21 protein-coding genes are annotated in these 21,427 nt (G+C 38.9%); 9 read left to right on the top strand and 12 right to left on the bottom strand.

Going from position 1 to position 21,427, the window contains the following annotated elements; translation table 11 throughout:
* Positions 1 to 4: 4 nt before the first annotated feature.
* From L1283_RS16390 to L1283_RS16365, 6 genes are all read right to left on the bottom strand, one after another.
* Positions 5 to 223 (bottom strand): endonuclease/exonuclease/phosphatase family protein, encoded by a 219-nt coding sequence (locus tag L1283_RS16390; protein ID WP_312352748.1) that lies wholly within the window; start codon positions 221 to 223, stop codon positions 5 to 7.
* Positions 224 to 324: 101 nt separating this feature from the next.
* Positions 325 to 2,751: a TonB-dependent receptor gene (locus L1283_RS16385; RefSeq protein WP_312352747.1), complete on the bottom strand. Its 2,427-nt coding sequence runs from the start codon at positions 2,749 to 2,751 to the stop codon at positions 325 to 327.
* A gap of 355 nt (positions 2,752 to 3,106) precedes the next feature.
* Positions 3,107 to 4,660, bottom strand: a complete 1,554-nt coding sequence (locus L1283_RS16380; RefSeq protein WP_286850192.1) for a serine hydrolase — start codon at positions 4,658 to 4,660, stop codon at positions 3,107 to 3,109.
* A gap of 652 nt (positions 4,661 to 5,312) precedes the next feature.
* On the bottom strand, positions 5,313 to 5,603 hold the full coding sequence (locus tag L1283_RS16375; RefSeq protein ID WP_286850194.1) for a hypothetical protein: 291 nt from the start codon (positions 5,601 to 5,603) through the stop codon (positions 5,313 to 5,315).
* An 89-nt stretch (positions 5,604 to 5,692) separates the two neighbouring features.
* Positions 5,693 to 6,352 (bottom strand): SanA/YdcF family protein, encoded by a 660-nt coding sequence (locus L1283_RS16370; RefSeq protein ID WP_286850197.1) that lies wholly within the window; start codon positions 6,350 to 6,352, stop codon positions 5,693 to 5,695.
* Positions 6,353 to 6,506: 154 nt separating this feature from the next.
* Positions 6,507 to 7,547 (bottom strand): endonuclease/exonuclease/phosphatase family protein, encoded by a 1,041-nt coding sequence (locus L1283_RS16365; RefSeq protein WP_286850199.1) that lies wholly within the window; start codon positions 7,545 to 7,547, stop codon positions 6,507 to 6,509.
* Between the two features lie 583 nt (positions 7,548 to 8,130).
* Here L1283_RS16365 and L1283_RS16360 point away from each other — a divergent pair.
* From L1283_RS16360 to L1283_RS16345, 4 genes are all read left to right on the top strand, one after another.
* Positions 8,131 to 8,517: a hypothetical protein gene (locus L1283_RS16360; RefSeq protein WP_286850202.1), complete on the top strand. Its 387-nt coding sequence runs from the start codon at positions 8,131 to 8,133 to the stop codon at positions 8,515 to 8,517.
* Positions 8,514 to 9,056 carry a hypothetical protein gene (locus L1283_RS16355; RefSeq protein ID WP_286850205.1) on the top strand — a complete coding sequence of 181 codons (543 nt, stop codon included), beginning with the start codon at positions 8,514 to 8,516 and terminating at the stop codon, positions 9,054 to 9,056. The genes L1283_RS16360 and L1283_RS16355 overlap by 4 nt, the downstream gene beginning before the upstream one ends.
* Positions 9,057 to 9,071: 15 nt before the next feature.
* Positions 9,072 to 9,497 carry a luciferase family protein gene (locus tag L1283_RS16350; RefSeq protein ID WP_286850207.1) on the top strand — a complete coding sequence of 142 codons (426 nt, stop codon included), beginning with the start codon at positions 9,072 to 9,074 and terminating at the stop codon, positions 9,495 to 9,497.
* A gap of 170 nt (positions 9,498 to 9,667) precedes the next feature.
* Positions 9,668 to 11,209 (top strand): protein adenylyltransferase SelO, encoded by a 1,542-nt coding sequence (locus L1283_RS16345; RefSeq protein ID WP_286850210.1) that lies wholly within the window; start codon positions 9,668 to 9,670, stop codon positions 11,207 to 11,209.
* 563 nt (positions 11,210 to 11,772) lie between these two features.
* On the opposite strand, the gene L1283_RS16340 is transcribed toward L1283_RS16345, so the two are convergent.
* Positions 11,773 to 12,141 carry a MerR family DNA-binding protein gene (locus tag L1283_RS16340; protein WP_286850212.1) on the bottom strand — a complete coding sequence of 123 codons (369 nt, stop codon included), beginning with the start codon at positions 12,139 to 12,141 and terminating at the stop codon, positions 11,773 to 11,775.
* Positions 12,142 to 12,264: 123 nt separating this feature from the next.
* Here L1283_RS16340 and L1283_RS16335 point away from each other — a divergent pair, with 123 nt between their 5' ends.
* Positions 12,265 to 13,152: an alpha/beta fold hydrolase gene (locus L1283_RS16335; protein WP_120334570.1), complete on the top strand. Its 888-nt coding sequence runs from the start codon at positions 12,265 to 12,267 to the stop codon at positions 13,150 to 13,152.
* A gap of 104 nt (positions 13,153 to 13,256) precedes the next feature.
* On the opposite strand, the gene L1283_RS16330 is transcribed toward L1283_RS16335, so the two are convergent.
* The 4 genes from L1283_RS16330 to L1283_RS16315 form a co-directional block, all read right to left on the bottom strand.
* Complete coding sequence (locus tag L1283_RS16330) at positions 13,257 to 15,947, bottom strand: hypothetical protein (RefSeq protein WP_312352746.1); 2,691 nt, start codon at positions 15,945 to 15,947, stop codon at positions 13,257 to 13,259.
* Complete coding sequence (locus L1283_RS16325; RefSeq protein WP_286849076.1) at positions 15,928 to 16,704, bottom strand: GLPGLI family protein; 777 nt, start codon at positions 16,702 to 16,704, stop codon at positions 15,928 to 15,930. Before L1283_RS16325 ends, L1283_RS16330 begins: the two co-directional genes overlap by 20 nt.
* A gap of 67 nt (positions 16,705 to 16,771) precedes the next feature.
* Complete coding sequence (locus L1283_RS16320; protein ID WP_286849075.1) at positions 16,772 to 17,086, bottom strand: hypothetical protein; 315 nt, start codon at positions 17,084 to 17,086, stop codon at positions 16,772 to 16,774.
* Positions 17,087 to 18,160: 1,074 nt separating this feature from the next.
* Positions 18,161 to 19,093, bottom strand: coding sequence for an SPFH domain-containing protein (locus tag L1283_RS16315; protein WP_286849073.1), 933 nt, complete (start codon positions 19,091 to 19,093; stop codon positions 18,161 to 18,163).
* A 285-nt stretch (positions 19,094 to 19,378) separates the two neighbouring features.
* Here L1283_RS16315 and L1283_RS16310 point away from each other — a divergent pair, with 285 nt between their 5' ends.
* The 4 genes from L1283_RS16310 to L1283_RS16295 are packed head-to-tail and all read left to right on the top strand — an operon-like array spanning position 19,379 to position 20,529.
* Complete coding sequence (locus tag L1283_RS16310; RefSeq protein WP_286849071.1) at positions 19,379 to 19,780, top strand: PAS domain-containing protein; 402 nt, start codon at positions 19,379 to 19,381, stop codon at positions 19,778 to 19,780.
* A 36-nt stretch (positions 19,781 to 19,816) separates the two neighbouring features.
* On the top strand, positions 19,817 to 20,035 hold the full coding sequence (locus tag L1283_RS16305) for a histidine kinase dimerization/phospho-acceptor domain-containing protein (protein ID WP_312352745.1): 219 nt from the start codon (positions 19,817 to 19,819) through the stop codon (positions 20,033 to 20,035).
* Positions 20,007 to 20,312, top strand: a complete 306-nt coding sequence (locus tag L1283_RS16300; RefSeq protein ID WP_286849069.1) for a hypothetical protein — start codon at positions 20,007 to 20,009, stop codon at positions 20,310 to 20,312. The genes L1283_RS16305 and L1283_RS16300 overlap by 29 nt, the downstream gene beginning before the upstream one ends.
* Positions 20,257 to 20,529, top strand: coding sequence for an ATP-binding protein (locus tag L1283_RS16295; protein ID WP_376747323.1), 273 nt, complete (start codon positions 20,257 to 20,259; stop codon positions 20,527 to 20,529). The genes L1283_RS16300 and L1283_RS16295 overlap by 56 nt, the downstream gene beginning before the upstream one ends.
* Positions 20,530 to 20,588: 59 nt before the next feature.
* Here L1283_RS16295 and L1283_RS16290 read toward each other — a convergent pair whose 3' ends face one another.
* On the bottom strand, positions 20,589 to 21,389 hold the full coding sequence (locus L1283_RS16290; protein ID WP_286733434.1) for an inorganic diphosphatase: 801 nt from the start codon (positions 21,387 to 21,389) through the stop codon (positions 20,589 to 20,591).
* Positions 21,390 to 21,427: the final 38 nt, after the last annotated feature.

Below are 21,427 nucleotides of genomic sequence, written 5' to 3'. Positions count from 1 at the left end.
TACCTTATTTTAAATGTTTGCCGGAACCGTAAGTTTCCACCATCAATATGATGTCCGGATTTATTTCTCTTATAATCTGTACCGCAAGGGCTTTGCCATCCTCACTATCATTTGCTCCGTGCAATATATTCCATGACATCACCTTGAAGATTTCAGCTTGCTTTTGGGCTTCGCAGTTAAAGCAAAGAAATGTTAATGTGAAAAAGAAAATAGTAAACTTCATGTCGTGTCTTTATTAATTTATAGATTTCAAATTTAGAAGATTCATCAATGTATTGCAGGGCCAATATTAAAAAATAAATATGTACAAACGGTGCCGATATCTTATTGTATACGGCCGCTTTCGCTTTCGAGAGCCGATTTGCGATTACGTTGATCGTTAGTCGCTCCACTGCTGAACCTATAGTTGAAACTCAGACGTACCTGTCTTGATTCGTAGTATCCATAACTTGATGAAAGCAGCCCTGGTAAATTTTGCGTGTATTTAACTTGGTTACCTTTATAGATGTCGGTGATAGCCAGTCGTATTGTTGCTTTGTCTTTTAATACAGATTTTTGGAACGCGATGTCCGCTTGACTAACCGGTCTACTGATGGTATTGGCCCCTCCGAGTCGTTTTGAATTGTAGACCACCGAAACTTCTGCCTTCATCTGAAAGGGGACTTTGAAGGTCTGAAGAAGACCGGCACGTCCCGCAGTCTGCCTCAAGTTGAGATTTTGGTACTGGTCAAAGGAAACGTCATTATGGATATAATACAACAGGCCATTGAAAGTCATGTCCCACCAGGGCCTAGGCGAATAAGTCTGCGTCAGTGACAGCGACCAATGTTGCTGTGTCCCCACATTTTTACTGATCATCATGATTTTATCCTGTTCCAGTGTATCTGTTACTTTTGCATTCAATTGGTCTGTATAGGCATAGTTTATGCCTATTATTGTCGAATTTCTCACGGAATAAAGTAACGAAAACCGCTGGGTCAATGAAGGTACCAAGAAGGGGTTCCCTTTCCAGAATGAAAGCTCGTCAAGCATATATACAAAGGGATTGAGATCCTGATATGCTGGTCTTTCTATACGTTTGGCATAAGACAAAGACAGTGTCTGTTTAGCAGTCAATTGTGTGGCAATGGAAAAAAAGGGGAAAAAGTTAGTAAACTTTCTATTGATATGTTCGTTGAGACCTGCCCCATACTCCTGATAAAGTAGGGTACCATTGGAACTAGCATATTCTAGTCGCAGCCCGCCCTGTAGGGACCAGACACCAATGGACCGTTTGTAGTCAACATACGCACTGCTGATATGCTCATCAAAGTGAAAATCATTTGAACGTCTGTTGTCTAGGCTATCTTCCGATTGTTTAACATGATAAAAGTTTGCGTTATTTTTCGAGCCTACTGCGGAGTATTTGGCACCTGTTTCCAACTTCCCACCCCATAACCGCGTCGCATAGTCTATTTTTAATCCTTTTAGATCAATATCGATATCATTAAGAGTACGGTAAAGATTTTCGTCAGTAACGACATACTGATTGTCACGGTAAATATTTGACTGCAAGTTTTTGTTCCATTTACCGAAGAGACCGTAATCGGCATCAATATTTAGACTATGCCCTATTGTATCTTCGTATTTGTAGTTCAGGTTAAAATTGTAGCGTTTCGTATTCTGTCCGTAATAATCGTTAATGGCATCCAGCGTTTCCTCAACCGTGGTGGAAGGCGGTGTCGTAATGGCTGTAGCGGTATTGGTGAGACCTCCTCCAAAGATAAAATTGCCATTTGCCAAAAAACCGACCGTATTTTTCTCGTCAATAAAATAGTCGACCCCAACTTGAGCCGCCATTTTCTGACGTTTGTCCACGTCGATCGTATGGCTGTCATACGACTTTCCATTTTGCTGGCGATCCGTACCATAAAGGTAATTGTAATACCCCAATGTATGATTGTAAGTTCCATAAACATTAATCCTTTTAACCCGATAGTTAAATGCAAGGTTTTCCAATTGTTTGGGACTGACACCATAGGCAAAGGCCGTGGAAATGTTTCCATTTAATCCTTTTGTCTGATTTTTTTTGGTTTTGATATTGATTATACCTGTAGCTCCAGTGGCATCATATCTGGCACTTGGATTATTGATAATTTCGATGGATTTGAGGTTATTGGATGACATCGATTTCAATAGATCACTAAGTTCTTTTCCTGAAAGAAAAGTTTGTTTTCCGTCCAGGAGGATCTGTACGCCACTTTTCCCATTGAGTGTAATGTCTGTATCGTTTTCTATCTGCACACCAGGGGATCTCTTCAAAGCATCGAAAGCTGATATATCCTGTGAACCTATGCTATTCTCTACCTGATAGACGACTGTACCTCCATCTACAGAAAACAACTTCTTTTTACCTTCGACTTCTGCCGCTTCCAGTGTATTCTCCTGTCGGAGAAGATGTAGTGTCCCAACGTTGCAATTGGACGGATTAAACGAACTGCTTCTCAACTCTTTATAACCAAGGTGCTTAATCAACAAATAATAGTTACCCGTTAGTCTATGCGCAATCCGAAAACAGCCCGTGCTATCTGTCATCGAACTAGCTATCAGTTTGCTATCAATACTATATAAGCTTATTGTAGCCAGGAAAACAGGTACGTGATCAGGATTGACGACCTTACCCTGCACGATATTTTCCGTAGCCTGCCCATAAAGGGCTCCGCTCCATAAGAAGAATACCCCAATTAATAAGAATTTTGGTAAAGAAGTCATTCGGTTTATAATAAAATCGTTGTTTTCACTTGGGTTAACGAGATCATATCCTGTGACCTAGAATGGATGTTCATATTCTCCAACTAATATGCTTTAAAAAAGCTATTTTATTTCAAAAATGCCAATTGTAATCAATTATTTTTGCAGATGGATATCTCATAATACGTCTATAAATTAACAATAACAAAATCTATAATACTTAAGATTCATTAAAGTTGCCAATTCTAAAATCCATCCAATCTTCTGCTTTCGTATGTTCAATTACAGTTTGACACCTCATCCTTTCTCTGGCAACTGGCTCAAGCGTGTCATCGGCACCTTCCCTTTCATCTTATTGGTCCATACGATTGTTCTGTTACCGCGATGCAGCAACAGAACTGGGTTTACGATCAAACATAACTGGTTTTTCACTACCGTCCAACAGAATTCCTATACCTTGAATCTGACCGTCCACATCGCTAAAGAAGTTAAAGAGAAGATTACTTGGTTCAGTATCTGCTACCCCATTTTTATCGACAGACCGTGGGTCAAAAACATCATAATGTCGGTGGATAAGAACAACCCTCTCATAACCGAGTTCACTGTATAACTTGTTATCCTTAAGCCTTACCTCAATAATTCCATATGCAGGGTTTTCAAAAGAACCAGTATACTGTTTTAAGGAATGGGAAGGTTTCGTCGCTGTAACGGGCAACTTTTCTTCTTCTTCTTTTTTAATATGGCGCAGTGAGTCGATTTCAGCCTTTTTTTCACCATTCCAGTCGATTGGATTCAAACCAAGTAGTATATCCGCTATAGAATTTCTGACCACCGTAGGAACTTTAGATACGTTTTGATTGGTTAATACGACAATTCCGAGTGTATCTGTTGGAAAAAATGCCACATTCGCAGAAAATCCGTTAATATTTCCACCATGTTCTACTTGATAATGTCCTCTATAGGAGCCAATCATCCAGCCTAAACCATAATTGGAAAGGAAGACATCTTTATGTTTGTCTGGTAAAGCTGCATCCATCACCATTTGGGAGCTCGCAGCCTCATTTATATAATTTGCAGGAAGTATTTCTTTTCCATTGAAATAACCTCGGTTGAGCCAAACCTTGAGCCAATTAGACATGTCATTAGCACTGCTATTTATGCTTCCTGCTGGCCCCATACCACTAATATTATAATAATCAATCAGTTTTATCGTGTTATCTTTGGAAAGTGTATAGGGCAAAGAAGCATCGCTGTCTAGTTGAAATGCTAAGAGATCGGTATTAGAACGGGTCATTTGTAAGGGGGTAAAAAACTTTTCTTGTATATTTTGTTCCCATGTCTTACCACTCAATCGCTCCACAATCATTCCTTGAGCAAGGTACATGAAGTTATTATAGAACCATTTCATTCGCAGGCCTGAACTGGGTTTCATAAATCTGACCCGTGAAATCAGACTATCTCTATTTTTGCTATTGAACAGAAACCAAGATAAATCATAGCGGGACAAGCCTGTCCTATGCGCCATTAGGTCTTTAACAACGATTTGATTATCCATCTCATCATTGTAAAACCGCAGCGTTGGCAGTAAAGATACCGCTCTGTCCTCAAATGTTAGTTTGCCATCTGCTCTCAACAAACCTAACAATGAAGCAGTAAAAGCTTTGGAGCTTGAACCAATTGCAAAAAGCGTATTGGGTGTGACGGGTTTTTTATTCGCGAAATCACGATAACCAAATCCCTTATTATAAATTATTTTATCGCCTTTCACAACAGCAACAGCAAAACCCGCCACATGATGATCTTTTAAAACTTGGCCGAGAACAGAATCAATTGCTTCAAATTGATCTTTCTGCCTGCCTACTTTCCCAACCTGAGAAAATAGTGAAAAAGAAAACCAGGAACAAAAAATAAAGGTTAAAAGGAATTTCATATCAAGTTGGAATTTATACGAAAATACTTATTCAACTTGATTCCCGCAAACTCCTGAAGATATTAGCTTTAGCTATTTTATCCCCCGAATGCTCCTAGTAAAAGAAAGAAGAATACTGGCGCTACAGAAGATTAAACTTCGTTAATTCTAACGCTCATTCTTATCCCGCGATCTTACAAGTCAAACAATTCAGAAGTTTTAAAATGATTTTAAACTCCTGCATGACGATTTTTGTTTATTGAAGGAATTATAAATGGTTAAGGTACCAAAGAGCAACTCTTCGGTTGATGATAAGATTGTTTAATAGTCAATTTCATACGGCCTGTTCTTTTTAGCAACTAAGCTTTCTACCTATTATAAAAGCATTGACTTCCAATCGCGCCACCACCAAATTCCAGCACAAGCCTGTCATTTACCATAATGTAAGTACAACCGTCATTATAAGCCGTTTTTAAGCTATCGGCAATTGGTTTATCAAACAAATTAAAGGAATACCTCCCCATTCCGCTTCGTTGAAAGCTTATATTACAAGGTTCTCCGCTTGTAATACCGATACAATTAGCATTATCTAACTTCTCTTTGAGAGTCCTTAAAGTCCCTCTTGTCCAACCAAGTTCTTGCAATAAAGAGTCTGTTGTATTCGAACTAATTTTCACATCCCAGTTACTGTCAAGCCTGCCTCCACGTTCAAATGAAAAATACCTAAAGTATTGTTTTTGCTAAATTCTATTTCAACAGATTTATCTCGTGGAATTATTTTGTTTATATAATTTTTGACTTCATAAATCTCGGCTCTTTTTTTCTCAAAGTGTTCTTTAAGTTCCGTTACGGAATAATCTTTGTCAAAACCACCAAAAGCGGCCTGAATCATAACGATAAAACCCACGAAAATTGCGATCCCAATCCCACATATAACTAAAAGTATTTTTAGAATAACTTTCATTTGTCTGTTATCTAATATTAAATTAATACCTGGTTTCTCAAACAATTATACGATAATAAATGGTCTATCGGTCTACAAAATCTAATAACCTATTCTTTCGTATAATTCGACTTTCCGTTTACATCCACCTCCTTACCTAAATACTTTGGTTTTCTATTTCTCATTATATCCAAAACGGCTTTCGTAACTGATAGGTTTTCTCTCAATACATAATATTTATACCCCGGGTAAGCGCCCCGATCTGCACTATAGCCGAATGATTTTATGCCCAATTTATCGCCCAGATAAACACATCTATTTAGATGATATTTCTGAGTTACCAAGATTGCCGTATCAACATTAAATATATATTTTGCCCGGTACATGGTCGAATAGCTATCGAACCCAGCATAGTCAATGTAAATTTTTGCGGTATCGATGCCATTTTTCTGACAGTACAACTTCATTACGCTAAGCTCATCGTACTCGTCTCTTCCGTTGTCTCCCGACAGCAATATTTTATCCACTTTGTGGTTTTTGTACAATGAAATCCCAGCATCGAGTCTATCTTTCAAATATCTACTTGGCTGATCACCATTGATACCAGCGCCAAAAATGATGGCGACCTTGGTTCTTGGCACATCTTTAAGTTCAGTGAAAATCACCGAATCTGTTTTAGCCCTTACATTGCTATTGGTTATCACCACAACAACCAGGGCTACTACACATAGAGCGACGACCACTAAAACGAACCTTTTAATCTTTTTCATTAGCTTGATTTGTTCATGATAAACTTATCATTTTAAACACAAATTTAACAGTACAACCTATTAAAAATCGAACCAATTATAATTCGCTGCAGATAAATTATCATTCGTAGGCACTTACGGTCATTTCGGTATATTTCATATGGCTAATAATGCACTAGAATTTAAACATAACCAACATCGCTTTATGATCGGTTGGCCACACACCTTCGGGCAGCAGGAAGTTATCTTCACTATCTTTTTCCTGCTTCTGCCCATACTTTACGGTTTCCACAGGACCGACTATGTTAGCTTTTACTGGCTTCAACGGCTTTTTGCTGCGGTAATAAACGTAATCGATCCGATCCCGAACATCCGCTGTGGGTGCCCATGCCAATTTCTCAATGGGAACATCCTTGTTAAAAGCAGGGTAAGTAAAACCAGGATGACTGACCGGATTGGGATATAATTGACGGAAGCTATCTATAAATCCGGCTTTTTCTAATAAAACCGAACAGTCCCAGGGAACCACTGCCCCACGATGGTCAAAAAGATCTTTTGTCGCCAATGTCCAATCCAAATGCGAAGGCTCATTAAAATCACCTGCAATAATAAACGATTGTGATTGATCCCCTTTCTCTACATCGCTCAGGATATCCTGGATAGCTTCATCACGTTTGCTTTTCCGATTAGCCTCGATAATGGTACCTACGTCTGAAACAGGACGATCTAACTTTTTCCAGGTCACACCATCATAACCACGTGGCAAATAGCAGGCATAATTCGTGTAGTCCAAGTGTAAAGAATAACATACAAAAGAACGCTTTCCAATCTTGATCTTACTTTTTAAAACACCGCCCATCGTACTGTCTTTTTCATAAAGCGCATGCTGTGATTCAATCGGATATTTGGAAATAAAGCCGACATCCAGTTTTGCGTCACTGGACTGGCCAAAATATATGGCCCCCTTAGCTTTGAGTTCCGTGAGTATACGCTGAATAAAATCTGTTCCCTTGTAATTGCGGACTTCACTAAAGAGAACGACATCTGCATGCTTGGCAATAATTTCGTCTGCAATCGGAGGAAACCCATTCGGCACGATAGTCCCCTCCTGCCAGATATTGATTTGCAGTACCTTTACCTCATCTTTTGCCTGAGCGAAGAGCGTATGCCCTAAAAGGGTAATCACCAAAAGAAATATAATTTTTCTTAATTTCATTGGAGTTGTCTATTTCTATGAACAAGCATTACCACAACGTTCTTATCGAAATGCGGTTTCTACCATTATCTTATAAGCGAGTTTCTTACTTATTTCTGTAATAACCAAATAATTTTATCCACATTATCAACTCCACCCCATTGTCGTAGACTTGCTTCATCAACTTTTTCGCGATTTGTATCGAATTCAGAAGTAGGATACATCCAACGCAAAGGCATTTTCGTATTTGTAACATTATGATCAGCTTCAATTGAATAGCATTATATTTAGCAGCATTCCAAAATTTATTAAATAGCGAATTATTTAATATCTTAGCCATACAAAGTTTTAGTATAACGGATAGCAAGCCAAAAGTGGGTGGCATATTCATAAATGGTCGCCCGAATGATGAATGGAACTATTGTGCCGGTCCCTGGGTAAAGGCACAAAATACCGAAATAAATATTGAGACACCACTGGTCATTAACAATTAAAAAAGCATTAGCTCCGATATCGCCTTTTCACTTAAACGCCTTTAAGCAGTGTGTGAATATGCTGCTAAAATCAGATCAGCCTGAGTCGGGAAGCCTAACAAGCAAATACGATGAGTTTGAAACAAACGTTTTATAAAGTACGAAGTTCTAAAATAGTTCAGGGCATTCTAATAGCCAACATTTTTGCATTTCTAATTATTGGTATGCAATCTTCATTGCTGCCCAAGGATGTGGGTGTACTTGTCTTTTCTGAATTTGTGATTATTCCACTGTTGATGGGTATTATTATGGCTTGGTGTTGGAAAGATACCAACATGAGAGGAACACAAATAACGGCATGCTCTACCTTGGGTAGTCTCATGGCTATCTTACTGAGCTTTATATTCTTAGGTGAAGGCATTATTTGCCTCTTAATTGTTTCCCCCTTATTTTTGGTTTTGTTATCGCAGGCGCCTTTATTGGAAGGTCAATGTTTAAAAAGAGCAATCAAAAATTGAATATAAGCATTGTTAGCCTGTTACTTGGAATTTTTATTGTTGACTCCCTGAGTGATCATCATCACGAAAATATGGTCTCCGATGAGATCTTGATTCATGCGAGCCCAGCACAAGTATGGCAGCACGTGGTCGCCTTCGATCCGATATCTCAGAAGGAAAGCTATTGGCTCTTTAATATAGGAATGCCGAGCCCAATGGTCACAACGGTAAGTGAGCATAAATTGGGCGCAAACCGAAAATGCATTTTCAGCAACGGATATATTTTCGATGAGAAGATTGTAAAATTTGACGTCAATGAAAACTTAGTTTTTGATATCATTGATCAACCCAAAGACCCTGAAATTATGGGACATATAGATATCAAAAGAGGTCAATTTATGTTGAAAGACAGTGGAAATGGTACCACTACCCTTATCGGGAACAGTTGGTATAATCTCCATGTCTTCCCGACTTGGTATTATGACCTTTGGGCAGAAAGTATCACTAGGAATGTGCATTTCCGAGTAATGGAGCATATTAAACTATTAAGCGAGCGATAACCTATGTTTTCTTTTGTGGTAAGAAAACTTGGCTTTTTAAAGGATATCCCTTTATTAGCCATCCTATTTGATAGTCTTATGAGACTTTGGATGTTCATTGCGAAGCCCGAACTGCTACATTGGATCGATGACCTGGAAGAAAATGTCGAACGTATGACCGGGACGACCGTTGGGATACATAAATATGGCAAGACTGCGTTCAATTATTCGGGAAAGGAATTCGCACATGTACATAGCAATGGTTTAGTGGACATTTTATTAAATAAAGAGCTAAAAAAATCATTAATGATGGACGGAAAAATCAAGGACCATCATCTATTTAAAAATTCAGGATGGATCAGTTTTTACCTTTACAATAAGCAAGATGTTGCCTATGCCTGTTACCTCTTGCAAAAGGCTTACGACCGTGCTAGAGAAAAACAGAATTCTGTATTCTGTTAGACAGGCTTTGATCTTCCTGAATTGTTCAGTCACTGCAATAATTAGCGAGCCTAGTTCGACAGCAACTGATTTTTCCATCAACATGGTCATTCCGAAAACGCTTTGACCATATGCAGGACCTTTCCATAATTTGGAAAGTCTTTATCTTTTATAATTAATATCTTTGCCGTATGAATATTGAACAGATCAAACAACCTTTCCTCAAAAAATTCCCTGGAGATTTTTCCAATAATCCTACACAGCGAGGCACGCCAAAAGTGTTATTTGCTACGATCGAACCTACTGGGTTTGAACAGCCTCAACTGATTGCTTTCAACGAGGCTCTTTCTGAGGAAATAGGGCTGGGTAAATTTGAAGAAAAGGACCTTAACTTTTTGGTAGGATCTCACCTACCCGACAATATTCAGACCTACGCTACAGCTTATGCGGGACATCAATTTGGTAACTGGGCCGGACAACTGGGCGATGGTAGGGCTATTCTTGCAGGCGAAATTACAAATGCCGCAGGTAAGAAGACCGAAATTCAATGGAAAGGAGCTGGCGCAACACCCTATTCAAGACGTGCAGACGGAAGAGCCGTATTGCGGTCTTCTGTACGTGAATACCTGATGAGTGAAGCCATGTATCACTTGGGCATACCTACTACCAGGGCCTTAAGCCTGGCCTTTACGGGAGAAGATGTTCTTCGGGATATCATGTACAACGGCAACCCAAAATACGAAAAAGGAGCCGTGGTGATCAGAACCGCTGAAAGCTTCCTTCGCTTTGGACATTTTGAACTGATGTTTGCTCAGGGGGAGCACAGCTTATTACAGGATCTGCTTGATTTTACTATTGAAAATTACTTCCCTGAAATTGTTTCATCCGATCAGCAGAAATATAAAGATTTTTTTGAAAATGTATGTAACCGCACGGCAGACTTAATGGTAGAATGGTTTAGAGCAGGTTTTGTGCATGGGGTAATGAATACAGACAATATGTCGATCTTAGGCCTAACGATCGATTATGGCCCCTATTCAATGATGGATGAATATAATTTAAATTTCACGCCCAATACCACGGATCTACCAGGGAGGAGATATGCATTTGGAAAGCAGGCACAAATTGCAAACTGGAATTTATGGAAACTTGCGAATGCCCTCCAACCTATCATCAACGATGAAAAATTCCTTGAAAACACCCTAAATAATTTTGGCGTTTATTTTTGGGAAGCTCATGACAAAATGCTCTGCAAAAAATTCGGGTTTGATGGGCCAAAAAAGGAAGATGAGGTGTTTTTTAGCAACTGGCAGGTTTTAATGCAAGAACTCGCATTGGATCATACCTTATTCTTCAATCAATTGGAAAAAATAACTCCAGAAACTGATTTACATGAACATTTTAGCCCAGTAGCTTACGCTGTTTTAAATGAAGAAAAGCTTAGCAGACTTAAAGACTTCATGGAACAGTATCAATCCCGCTTGCATTCAAATTCAATTTCAAAAGCTGAGTCCCTGGATTTAATGAAAAAAACAAACCCCAAATTTATTCTGCGGAACTATCTGCTTTACCAATGTATTGAAGAAATTAATGCTGGAAAAACAGCGATGTTAATGAAACTAACGCAAGCATTAGAAAATCCATACCAAGAGTTATTTCCGGAATTTTCCGTCAAACGTCCTTCTAGCTATGACAACACCGCAGGATGTTCTACACTTTCATGCAGTTCATAGTACGAAATCCCTCTCTCATTAAGCATTCAGAGGGGAATTAAAGTTTAGGATTTGTAGATTGTCTAAAAATAATAATACTTAGTTGCCAGCCAACAGGTAAGCCTACTAAGAGATAAGACTCTAGATGCATATCTTGAAACCGAACGCTGGGTATATCACCATCCGAAGTAAACTCAGCCCTTCTTAACAGGTCTCGTATCTGAGCAACTTTAAATTTTAAATAAACCACGCGCACCCAACACAATATAAGTCCCGAAGTACTGATAATTAGAAGGGAAAGCCGTTGATTTCTTACCGAAGATACTTTACAATAATTTTTGACTGACAGATACAGAAATGCGAGAATTCCAAAAGAGAAAATAAAAATCAGTGTTGGTAAAACCTGGCCAGGTAGACGCCAGCTATCCTTAAACAAGGGGCTTTCACCTATAATTTGGGTTGTAACCGATCTCTAATAAAAAAGGCAATTAGACACAATACGGTTGACAATCCAATAGCAATTTTGTATTCTTTCATCTTTTTCATTTCAATGAGCTAGGAGTAGGTAAAGCCGGAAACATAGGTTATCGACTTAAACCATTTTGGATATTGCTTTTACATTGTTCGATTTGCTTTTTCATTACTTTAAGTTCCCTTATCTTAGCATCTATCTGTTTCAATTTAAGATCGAGCACTTCCATTTTACTTGTCTGAGTTAGCTCTTTTTGATACCATGCATCAATAACCTGCTTAATTTCGGCTAACGTAAAACCTACAGCTTTTGCCATCTTTATGAACCTCAGTTTTTCGGTTACTTCATCATCATAATAAACGTAGTTATTGGATGTTATATCCTTTTTTGTCTTGCCAGAAATGAGTCCACTCTTTTCATAAAAACGTATAGTTCCAATAGGTATGTTCGCTTCCCTCGCTAGTTGACCAATTAATTTCACTTGATAATCAATAGTTTAAAAAAATATCACAAGTATAAAGTATACTTCATACTTGTTGGTTGTAAAAATACAGTTTAAATTTGTCTATAGAAAATCAATGGTCGCTATAAATATCTTTTTATCATGAAAACAGCATATTCCGACAAAGAACTTATTAAACTTGTACCCGGCTTCACAAGCAATTTTATCGTAATAAATGACATTTCAATCCATTATGTTCACGGAGGCAAAGGAGACCCCATAATTCTTATTCCGGGTTATCCAGAAACATGGTGGGCGTATCATCATGTAATGCCTATATTAGCAGAAAGCAACCAAGTATTTGTAGTTGAAATTAGAGGAATGGGTAGCTCAGATAAACCGGAAAATGGTTACGACAAAAAGAACATCGCCAAGGATATCTACAAATTAGTAAAGCATTTAGGCTTGGACAGCGTTTTTATTGCAGGTCACGATATCGGTGCACATGTTGCTTTTAGTTTTGCTTGTAATTATCCTCAAGCAACTAGTAAATTGATACTGCTGGATACACCACATCCAGACCCAAGCATGTATCAGCTTCCTATGCTACCTGTTTTGGGGGGAACTTATCTATATCCATGGTGGCTAGCTTTTAACCAAGTCAAAGAATTACCGGAAAGGTTACTTGAGGGGCGCATGTCAATCGTCATCTCTTGGTTATTTGACAACCTGCTGATTAATAAAGATAGCATAAGCCAATTTGATAAATCTGTTTATAGTGAAGCTTATGACAATAAAGATGCTATTCGTTGTTCCAATGCATGGTATCAAGCCTTTCCACAGGATATTAAAGATTACGCGAGCTACAGTAAATTAGAAATGCCAGTCCTGGCGATTGGTGCAAGTGGCTATGACCTACTTCTACATTCTTTACCGGAAATCACCCGTAATCTAACACTTAAAAAAATTGAAAACTGTGGCCATTTTATTCTTGCGGAAAAACCTATTGAAACCGCTGAATTGATCAAAGCGTTTTTATTGACAATCTAATTTCGGATGAAATCAACTTGTAATAAAAAGCAACGGTTGCAGGCCTATCCTGAAATAATTATTCATCTTCGAGGATATGTTATGTCCTGGTTTCGAGATAAAACTTAAAAGCTATAATCTACCCCAAAACTGATATAACCCGGCAAAAGTTTATATTCGGTGCTGGTATTATAAAGGTCTGTCAATTCAGCATTTCTGAAAAAGCGAGTATTAAAAATATTTTTTGCTGTCATAGTAAATCTTGTCCTATGTTGCGGCAATTCATAAGATAAAGAGAAATCCGAAAAATAATAGGTCTTGGAATCCTGCCCAAGGAAACTGCCAAAGCGATAGGATTCATTCTTTAGATTACACTGTATATTTTTTCCCATATTCAAAAATACATTCAGAAATCCGCGGCTATTATTGAGTGTAGTTTTGCTATCTGACCGATAAGTAACCGACTGCAGGGCATAACCTGTATAAATATTCAATCTGGATTTCCATGCACTTCTAAACGATAGTCCATAATCGTATGTCTCTGTGTGAATTTGACGATTGCCCACGCCCACCACCAATGTTTCGTAATCTGCCGTGTTTGCACCTAAGTCCAGACGGAAATTTCCACCTACAAATTTCAGGTAATAATTGAGATCTGCCTTGTAATTGCTGCTCTTTTTGTTTTTAAGCAATACTTGTTGCACAAGGCTAAAATTGGGGTCTAAACTGCTTTTTGTACCAACATAATCAAACAAAATCTGATGTCCGGCCGAGAGGTTTGCAAAAAAACGATCTGTCATGCTGCCATAGGTGTACATCAGCGTGCCACCAGAACTACTTAAGGTCGCTAGATTATCCGTTCCCCGAATAAAGTTTCGAACCCCTGTCGTATAATAATGGGGAATTAGCTCGGTGAGTGAGGTATTCTGTTGCTGAAAATAGAGATCTGTTTCCAGTCGCCCTTTTGGGTGGATAACCCATTTTCCCGATAGTCCTGGAGAAAGCAACAGGTTATTTTTATGTTTGGGTTTCCCAAAATCTGTAAACCTGTTCTGTACAAGACCTGCCTGCAAGCGGGGTGTCAATTCCCATTTATTTCGTTTAAAGGTATACTTGGAAATAAGGTTCGTCTGAAACACGTTTAAGTCCATCGCATTGGAAAATTCCGAAGGAGATGCTGCTGTCCCACCCAACTCGTCTGGATTTGATAACAACTTCAATTCGGTGTTGAGCTGTTGCTGCTGGTAGGCCATATTGAAGGCCAACTCAAAAAAATCGCCATTTTTCTTTCGGCTTACATAGTGTGTAGTAGCACCCAGATACTGCAGATTATTTTCAATATGTTGTTTTACCGCATGGATATCTTTACCTCCAAACAAGTCTTCATAATAGTATTGATTGATACTGTAGTCCAATGGCGACTGCTGCTTTATCCAACGTAGTGAGCTGACCAGTACATCCCGCTCCGAAAATTTGTAGCTATAACTCATACTATGGTTGGTCAAATATCCTTTACTTTTGGTCAGTTCCTCACTTTGAACACCATTAAACAGTAATGCACCCAAATCATTTTTTCTCAGAGAACCTAGTGTGCCTGAATAGCTCAACAGTGTGCGCTTATTGGGCTCCAACTGCAATTCCAGTTTCGTGAAGTAGTTATCGATGTTTCTGGTAAACTGATAATCTTCGGTATTGGTAAATTGAATATCCTCCAAATGATAATTCTGCACGGTATTTCGATAAAATGATTTTTTAGTAGGATTTGCAAAACCCAGCCATTTGATCTTTAACTGTGGGGTCGGACTTAAAATGGTATTCAAGGACAACAGCTTATCGTTATTGAAATTCGTTCTTTTATAATCAAAACCGGGCAAATTTGGCGTATTATCTATCAAAGTAGGTGTTGTTATTCCGACACCAATCTGACCTGGTTCATCAGGAGAACCAGACTGGATCAGGTGGTTAATACTGCTTACGGCATCGACTCCATTATTGTTAGCAGCACCTAATAGGTAATATTTGTTCTTTTTTCCAAAATTCATCAAGTTCGCATTGGCCTGATAATATTTTGGACCGATGGGAACCACCTGCGCATCCACCGAGCCAAGCCACTGTGCCCTGCTTTCCTCCTTAAGTTGCAGATTTAGTGCAATTTTGTCCGAATTTTCGATACCTTTCAGCTGTTTATTATTAGAATACCGCTGCAATATCTGAATTTTTTCCAAGGGACGAACGGACATACTTTGTGTCAGCAGGCGATAGCCCTTTTCAAAAAAATCGTCCCCTTCCACCATCACTTTTTCTACTTCTTTATTGCCTATTTTGATACTCCCATCGGTCCCCACCTGAATGCCGGGAATCTTTCGAAGAAGATCCTCTACTGTACGCTCGTCACCCTGCAAAAAGGATTTCACAGCAAGCTCAATGGTATCTCTGCCCCGGCGGTAGGGGCCTTTGGAATGGACAATCACTTCCTGCAATTGCTCCACCCCTCCTGCTGATAACTGTACATCAATCAGCGTGTCGGCCTGCGTAGGCGTAATCGAAAGGGAAGCTGGCTTAAAGCTCAGCGCCTTGAATAGCAATGTAAATGGTCCACTTTGGGCCGTTTGCACATGATATTTGCCTTGGCCGTCGCTAAACGTATAAGCCAACATTTTGTTATCGCCATCACGCCGTAAATCGATACGTACCCCTCCTAACGCTTTTCCCTCAGTACTAACGCTTCCATGGATAACAACCTGTCCATGTACGGCCATAAACAACAGACAAAAGCTGAATAAAGCCGCTATCCGCTTATTGATGCTCCCATTCATACACTTGCTCTACACTACCTCTAACTTTTTGCTTATCAACGCTTACACCTTCCATCATTGGCATTTTGCTGTACATAATACGCATTTGCTCTTCATTGATCTGGTCGTCTTTCTTGACAAATTCTTCCAGGCTCAATTTGGGTAAAGACTGGATATATTTATCATTTACGGGAATATTTCCCGCATAGGGATAATTTACCTCCTTCAGGTACCAATAGTTCGGATTGGCACTTTCGTTATACAGCATCACAATAAGGCCCGGCAAGCCACCAAATTTCGATGGTCCCACAGGTACGGGAATATCATTGGTATAATAAGCGACCAAAGTAGTTCCACGATAAGAGGCCGTTGCTTTGTGGCATACATGTTTGCCTAACGTATCCACATCGGTGTAATCGGTATTCCAGACCAATGCCGGAAATTTGTCCGTCACCAAATAGTTAACACCTTGAATGGAACGGGTTTCTAGCTGTTGGTCAGCCTTATTTTGATGGATCACGACCCTGTTATACCTCTTGCCAGATCCGATTGTTATCGAAAATGAGGACGCTACTTCATCATCGCCATCTTTGTTGAGCTCCTGCTTGCGTATTGGCATCGAATCACGAACAGCAATCTTCACTGTTCCATCATAATAGACATCTTCTTTAAAAGTAGCCATGGCTGATGGGATGTATTCATATATCGCATGAAGCCGCTGTGCAGAAGATAATCTGGAAAAGAATAGAAATAAAAAGAATATATAATATTTACGCATGATAATTTAGTTTAGAGAGACGGGGTCAAAGCCCCGCTTTTATTTTTGTGTAAGAATGAATAAAGGTTTAGTTGTTTGCAACCCAGTCATGCATTGCTGCAAAGAAATTAGCACAGCCGCCAGCTGAAGAAGCATAATCTGTGTAGACAGCGCTGCCTAATAAAACACCATCACAGCTATAAATACTTACTTTAAAATTACAGCGTACGAATGCCGCATTCGTTTCTTTGGTTGCCTCGGTAAACCTAACCGTATTGTTAGCCAGGCGCTGGGAAGTTGTTTTCACAGATGTATTTCCGTTGACTATTGTTGCGGCTGTCTTGGCCGAAGCAACAGATGATAGCATCACCATTGCTACCAAACCCATCATTAATCTTTTCATTGTCTTTAAATTTACTTGTTAAACCATGGTATGTTTTGAAGGCATACCCTTGTATATGGCAGTAAAAATAAAGACACATTTAATTATTTAAATGATGATTAAATATCTGTAAATGGTCACTTAGAATTCGTAGCTTATTAGTTACTATTCGCAATGGGCTTATCACTGAATAACTTGAATTATGGAGCAAATCGTTTTGAGGTAACGAAGTAAAAGCTCTCCTAAATACCTGTTGAGGGAAGCTAAATAAAATTTTCTCGATAATGACCAATGCTCGGAGCATCTGTCGTTATGATATTCTCATTTTGGTCAAAAGTATAAAAGGCCTAAAATACTTGCCCTAAGGCAAGTATTTTAGGCCTTTTATACTTTAGTTTTATAAGATATATGCTTTTTAATCATGCAGAATCTATTTATAGCTATTACAATAAGTTGTTTTGTATTATTTTGGTTCGCTGTACGCCACAAACTTTCTACGCGAGTTTATATCATTTGGTCGCTCTTCATATCATTTGCCGCTGTTGCAGGGTTCTTTATACAATTTCCCCCATCGTTCGCCTTAATTCTATTGGGTACAGTTATAACAATCGTCTGTTGTTCGATACTATTGGTTAATACAAAAATAAATATGTATTTGCTTTTGGCGATCCATATCTTGCGTATTCCAGTAGAATTTATTCTCTATGCTTTATACAAAAAAAAAATGCTGCCGCGAGAAATGACTTTTATTGGCTGCAATTATGATATAGTTTTCGGAATTACTGCCTTAATATTTTTGATAACGGGCATATTCTTTCGTAAAATTTTCAATTTCCAGATTTTCAGATTATGGAACATATTCGGTATTTGCTCAGTTCTCATTGTTGTTCTTCTAGGAATACTGTCATCCCCAATTCCTATACAATTGATCGCTTATGATCAGCCAAATATTGCTATGTTAAAATTTCCATATGCTTTATTGCCCAACCTGGTGGTACCCTTAGTAATCTTATCCCATATCCTGCTTTTGAGGAATTCAGTTACATCAATATTTAGATAATACGTCTATGGAAGAGCTTCTTCGGATTTCTATCCCTAAAGACCGCCATCTTTAGGAATTTCAGGCAATTGCGCACTATTATGTCCATCAATCTTCTGTGCCGCGGCCATTGAAACTACCAAATCATTCAGCATAGTGCTTGCTGCTGTTGGCGAATTTGGAAGCAAGACCAAATTGCTTCTGCTATTGGCTCCAATGGCATTCAGCGTGTCATAATGTTGCGTCACAACAATTAATGCAGAAGCTTCCTGTGCATTGATATCGGCCGCATTCAGCATTTTTACCGATTCTTCCAGTCCCTTCGCAATCTCTCTTCGCTGGTCTGCAATCCCCTGCCCCTGTAATTTTTTAGATTCTGCTTCAGCTTTTGCAACGGCAACAATTCGTATTCTTTGTGCCTCAGACTCATATTCTGCGGCAGTTTTTTCGCGTTCAGCAGCGTTGATCCTGTTCATAGCATGTTTCACCTGTTCATCAGGATCAATATCTGTCACTAATGCTTTAATAATATCGTAACCGTAGCTTTGCATCGCATCCTGCAATTCACTTTTTACGGCAATGGCAATATCATCTTTTCTTACGAAAACGTCATCTAATTTTGTTTTTGGAACCTCAGCACGTACAACATCAAAAACATACGATGTAATCTGATTTTCGGGATTCTCCAGACGATAATACGCGTCTTTTACATTATCTCTGATTACCTGATACTGAACAGAAACTTTCATCTTAATGAAAACATTATCCAATGTTTTGGTATCAATTATGACATCCAATTGCTTTATCCTAAGATTCAGCCGCTTAGCGATCTGATCCAAAAACGGAATTTTTAAATGCAAACCAGCATGACTTACTTTTAAAAATTTACCCAGCCTTTCTATCACAGCCGCAGATTCTTGTTTTACCGTATAAAATGAAGCAAATAATGTAATAAGTCCCAAAAAGACCAGAATTCCTAAATATAGCATAACCTTAAATTTAATATTGGTGATATACAAACTTACATCTTTACATTGTCATTCTTCTACTTCTTACATAATTTTTCGATAAAGTTCCGAAACTCGGTTATCCATCCTAAAGATAGCCCAACAATACATTTTACTGTGCTAGCCAAGGCTGTGTTCTTTGCAATCTTGGCATAAGCCTCCGCGATGTCCTTGCAAAAGCTCACTTGCAAAACGAAGCCGCTGCTATTAAAATAGCTATCAAGGTTAATTGGCGTTTAATATTTACTCTGGTTGGATAATGACATAATGGATAAATTGAAATTCGGTTTTAATGTGTGTACGGATGCGGGCAATTGCTTCGGTAATATCTTCTGTATCAAGATCATCCTTAAAATCAATGATAAGCATCAATATAACGTCTTCAGGAGACTTGCAGTCATTGTTAACTCATCCTATGACGCGATTATCGGAAAAACACTAGACGGTATCATAACCAGCTGGAACGACGCTGCGACGAATCTCTTTGGCTATTCAACCGCGGAAATGATTGGTCAGTCCATCCTAAAATTAATTCCACGATATATGCATTCTGAAGAAGATTATATTCTGGGGCGAATCCGCATGGGGCATTCCATCAAGCATTTTGAAACTGTTCGGCAGACAAAATCAGGCAAATTGATCGATTTGTCGCTGACGATATCCCCATAAAAAACAATCTCGGCGAGATCATTGGAGTATCAAAAATTGCACGGGATATCACCGAAAAAGCAGGAGGAGAAGCGAAAAAATGCGTTTATATCCGTAGCAAGCCACGAACTCAAAACACCGCTCACCACAGTCTTGATGAATACGCAGATGATGCAACAGCATGCAACTATATTTGGTGAAAAAAGTGCCCAGATAGGAACTAAGATCGAATCTCAAAGTGAGAAAAATGATGCTCACGATTGCGGATTTTCTTAGTATAACGGAGGTAGACGAAGGAAAATTGCAACTTCACCAAACCACTTTTCAGCTTGACAAATTAATGCGGGACTGTATTAATGATTTGGGAACGAATTGGCACAGCATTGAACAGCGTTGTGATCCCACCGTTCATATTTTAGCTGACTGGCCCAAAATGGATCAGGTTTTTGCCAACTTACTTAACAATGCCATAAAATTACTCTCCCTATGGTGGGACGATCATTATTGGCACGCAGATAATAGGCGAAAAAGTACGTATATATGTTCAGGATGAAGGGATTGGAATCGAGCCCAAACATCAAAAGAATATTTTTAAATCATTCTATCGGGTGGATAACCTAAATACTTCTAACATATCTGGATTTGGCATCGGCCTATATTTGGTCGCAGAAATCCTGCGAGAACATGGTTCACAGATACACGTTCAAAGCGCCAAGAATAAGGGATCTATTTTCTATTTTGATTTCCCCTTCACCTACGCTTCAAGCTAAATAGCATTTATAAGCCTACTGGTCTACATTCCAGCAGATCTACAGTATTAATCTAGCGACTAGAGTAGCCCGACCTCACTTTGCCTAATAACTAACTCTTTTTGGGCAAATTGTAATTCGAGTTTTTTCTTGAATTGTTTCCAGTAGGCATGGTCGATTTCAGCAACCATGATTTCATAAACCACATTCTCGTCTTTAATTGGCTGTTTTTTAGGATCGACCCATATACCAATGGCAGGGGCACGCGTATAAGCTGTTATCCCGCCAAAGTCTTTAATGAGCTGCTTACTAATATCCTGAAATAGTTGAGCGGAGAAGGGTGTTCCCGACGCATCGTAGAGTGGAAGAAAAAGTTCAATTTTTTTGATGGCCTGGCTGTTACTTTTTGCTTTTTCTATCGCCTTACATGCATCTTTAGCACTTAGAATTTTCAAAGGCTGGAAATTTTTGCCTTCCTGTTTATTATAATTTATGAAGAACTGTTGCAGTTCATCGAGCACGGTTTCAGGCAATTGGGTGACACGATGAATGTGACCAAAGACGGCTGAAGCCTCCGGTACAACCAAAAACCGGTCATTTTCGACAGTGTCCCCATCTTTATCCTGCTGTATCGCCTTTATTGCACCAATTATTCTGCATTTCAATATACAGCCAGGAAACGTCCCTTGTTCCGAAATAACGATAATATCCAAGGGGTCACCATCCTCTCCTACGGTGCCCGGGATAAAACCGAAATCATAGGGGAAAACTGAGCCCAAAGGAAGGTATTTTGCCAGAACAAATCCGCCACATTTTGGCTCATAATTGTATTTGGCATTTGAATTTTTGGGGGTTTCAACTGTACAGAATATGTATTTCATTGTCATTTCTAAAATGGGTTTCGGCTCAATATCGACTT

Source organism: Sphingobacterium sp. HSC-15S19 (assembly GCF_050433745.1).
Taxonomy (GTDB): Bacteria; Bacteroidota; Bacteroidia; order Sphingobacteriales; family Sphingobacteriaceae; genus Sphingobacterium; species Sphingobacterium siyangense.
The sequence above is the reverse complement of the archived record's forward strand: the minus strand, read 5'-3'. Positions and strand labels throughout refer to the sequence as shown.

Coding starts and splice junctions, on each gene's coding strand:
- L1283_RS16330 (WP_312352746.1), bottom strand. CDS start 15,947: ATGAATGGGAGCATCAATAAGCGGATAGCGGCTTTATTCAGCTTTTGT.
- L1283_RS16290 (WP_286733434.1), bottom strand. CDS start 21,389: ATGAAATACATATTCTGTACAGTTGAAACCCCCAAAAATTCAAATGCC.
- L1283_RS16325 (WP_286849076.1), bottom strand. CDS start 16,704: ATGCGTAAATATTATATATTCTTTTTATTTCTATTCTTTTCCAGATTA.
- L1283_RS16335 (WP_120334570.1), top strand. CDS start 12,265: ATGAAAACAGCATATTCCGACAAAGAACTTATTAAACTTGTACCCGGC.
- L1283_RS16370 (WP_286850197.1), bottom strand. CDS start 6,352: ATGAAAAAGATTAAAAGGTTCGTTTTAGTGGTCGTCGCTCTATGTGTA.
- L1283_RS16375 (WP_286850194.1), bottom strand. CDS start 5,603: ATGAAAGTTATTCTAAAAATACTTTTAGTTATATGTGGGATTGGGATC.
- L1283_RS16380 (WP_286850192.1), bottom strand. CDS start 4,660: ATGAAATTCCTTTTAACCTTTATTTTTTGTTCCTGGTTTTCTTTTTCA.
- L1283_RS16385 (WP_312352747.1), bottom strand. CDS start 2,751: ATGACTTCTTTACCAAAATTCTTATTAATTGGGGTATTCTTCTTATGG.
- L1283_RS16345 (WP_286850210.1), top strand. CDS start 9,668: ATGAATATTGAACAGATCAAACAACCTTTCCTCAAAAAATTCCCTGGA.
- L1283_RS16320 (WP_286849075.1), bottom strand. CDS start 17,086: ATGAAAAGATTAATGATGGGTTTGGTAGCAATGGTGATGCTATCATCT.
- L1283_RS16365 (WP_286850199.1), bottom strand. CDS start 7,547: ATGAAATTAAGAAAAATTATATTTCTTTTGGTGATTACCCTTTTAGGG.
- L1283_RS16390 (WP_312352748.1), bottom strand. CDS start 223: ATGAAGTTTACTATTTTCTTTTTCACATTAACATTTCTTTGCTTTAAC.
- L1283_RS16310 (WP_286849071.1), top strand. CDS start 19,379: ATGGATAAATTGAAATTCGGTTTTAATGTGTGTACGGATGCGGGCAAT.
- L1283_RS16315 (WP_286849073.1), bottom strand. CDS start 19,093: ATGCTATATTTAGGAATTCTGGTCTTTTTGGGACTTATTACATTATTT.
- L1283_RS16300 (WP_286849069.1), top strand. CDS start 20,007: ATGATGCTCACGATTGCGGATTTTCTTAGTATAACGGAGGTAGACGAA.
- L1283_RS16360 (WP_286850202.1), top strand. CDS start 8,131: ATGAGTTTGAAACAAACGTTTTATAAAGTACGAAGTTCTAAAATAGTT.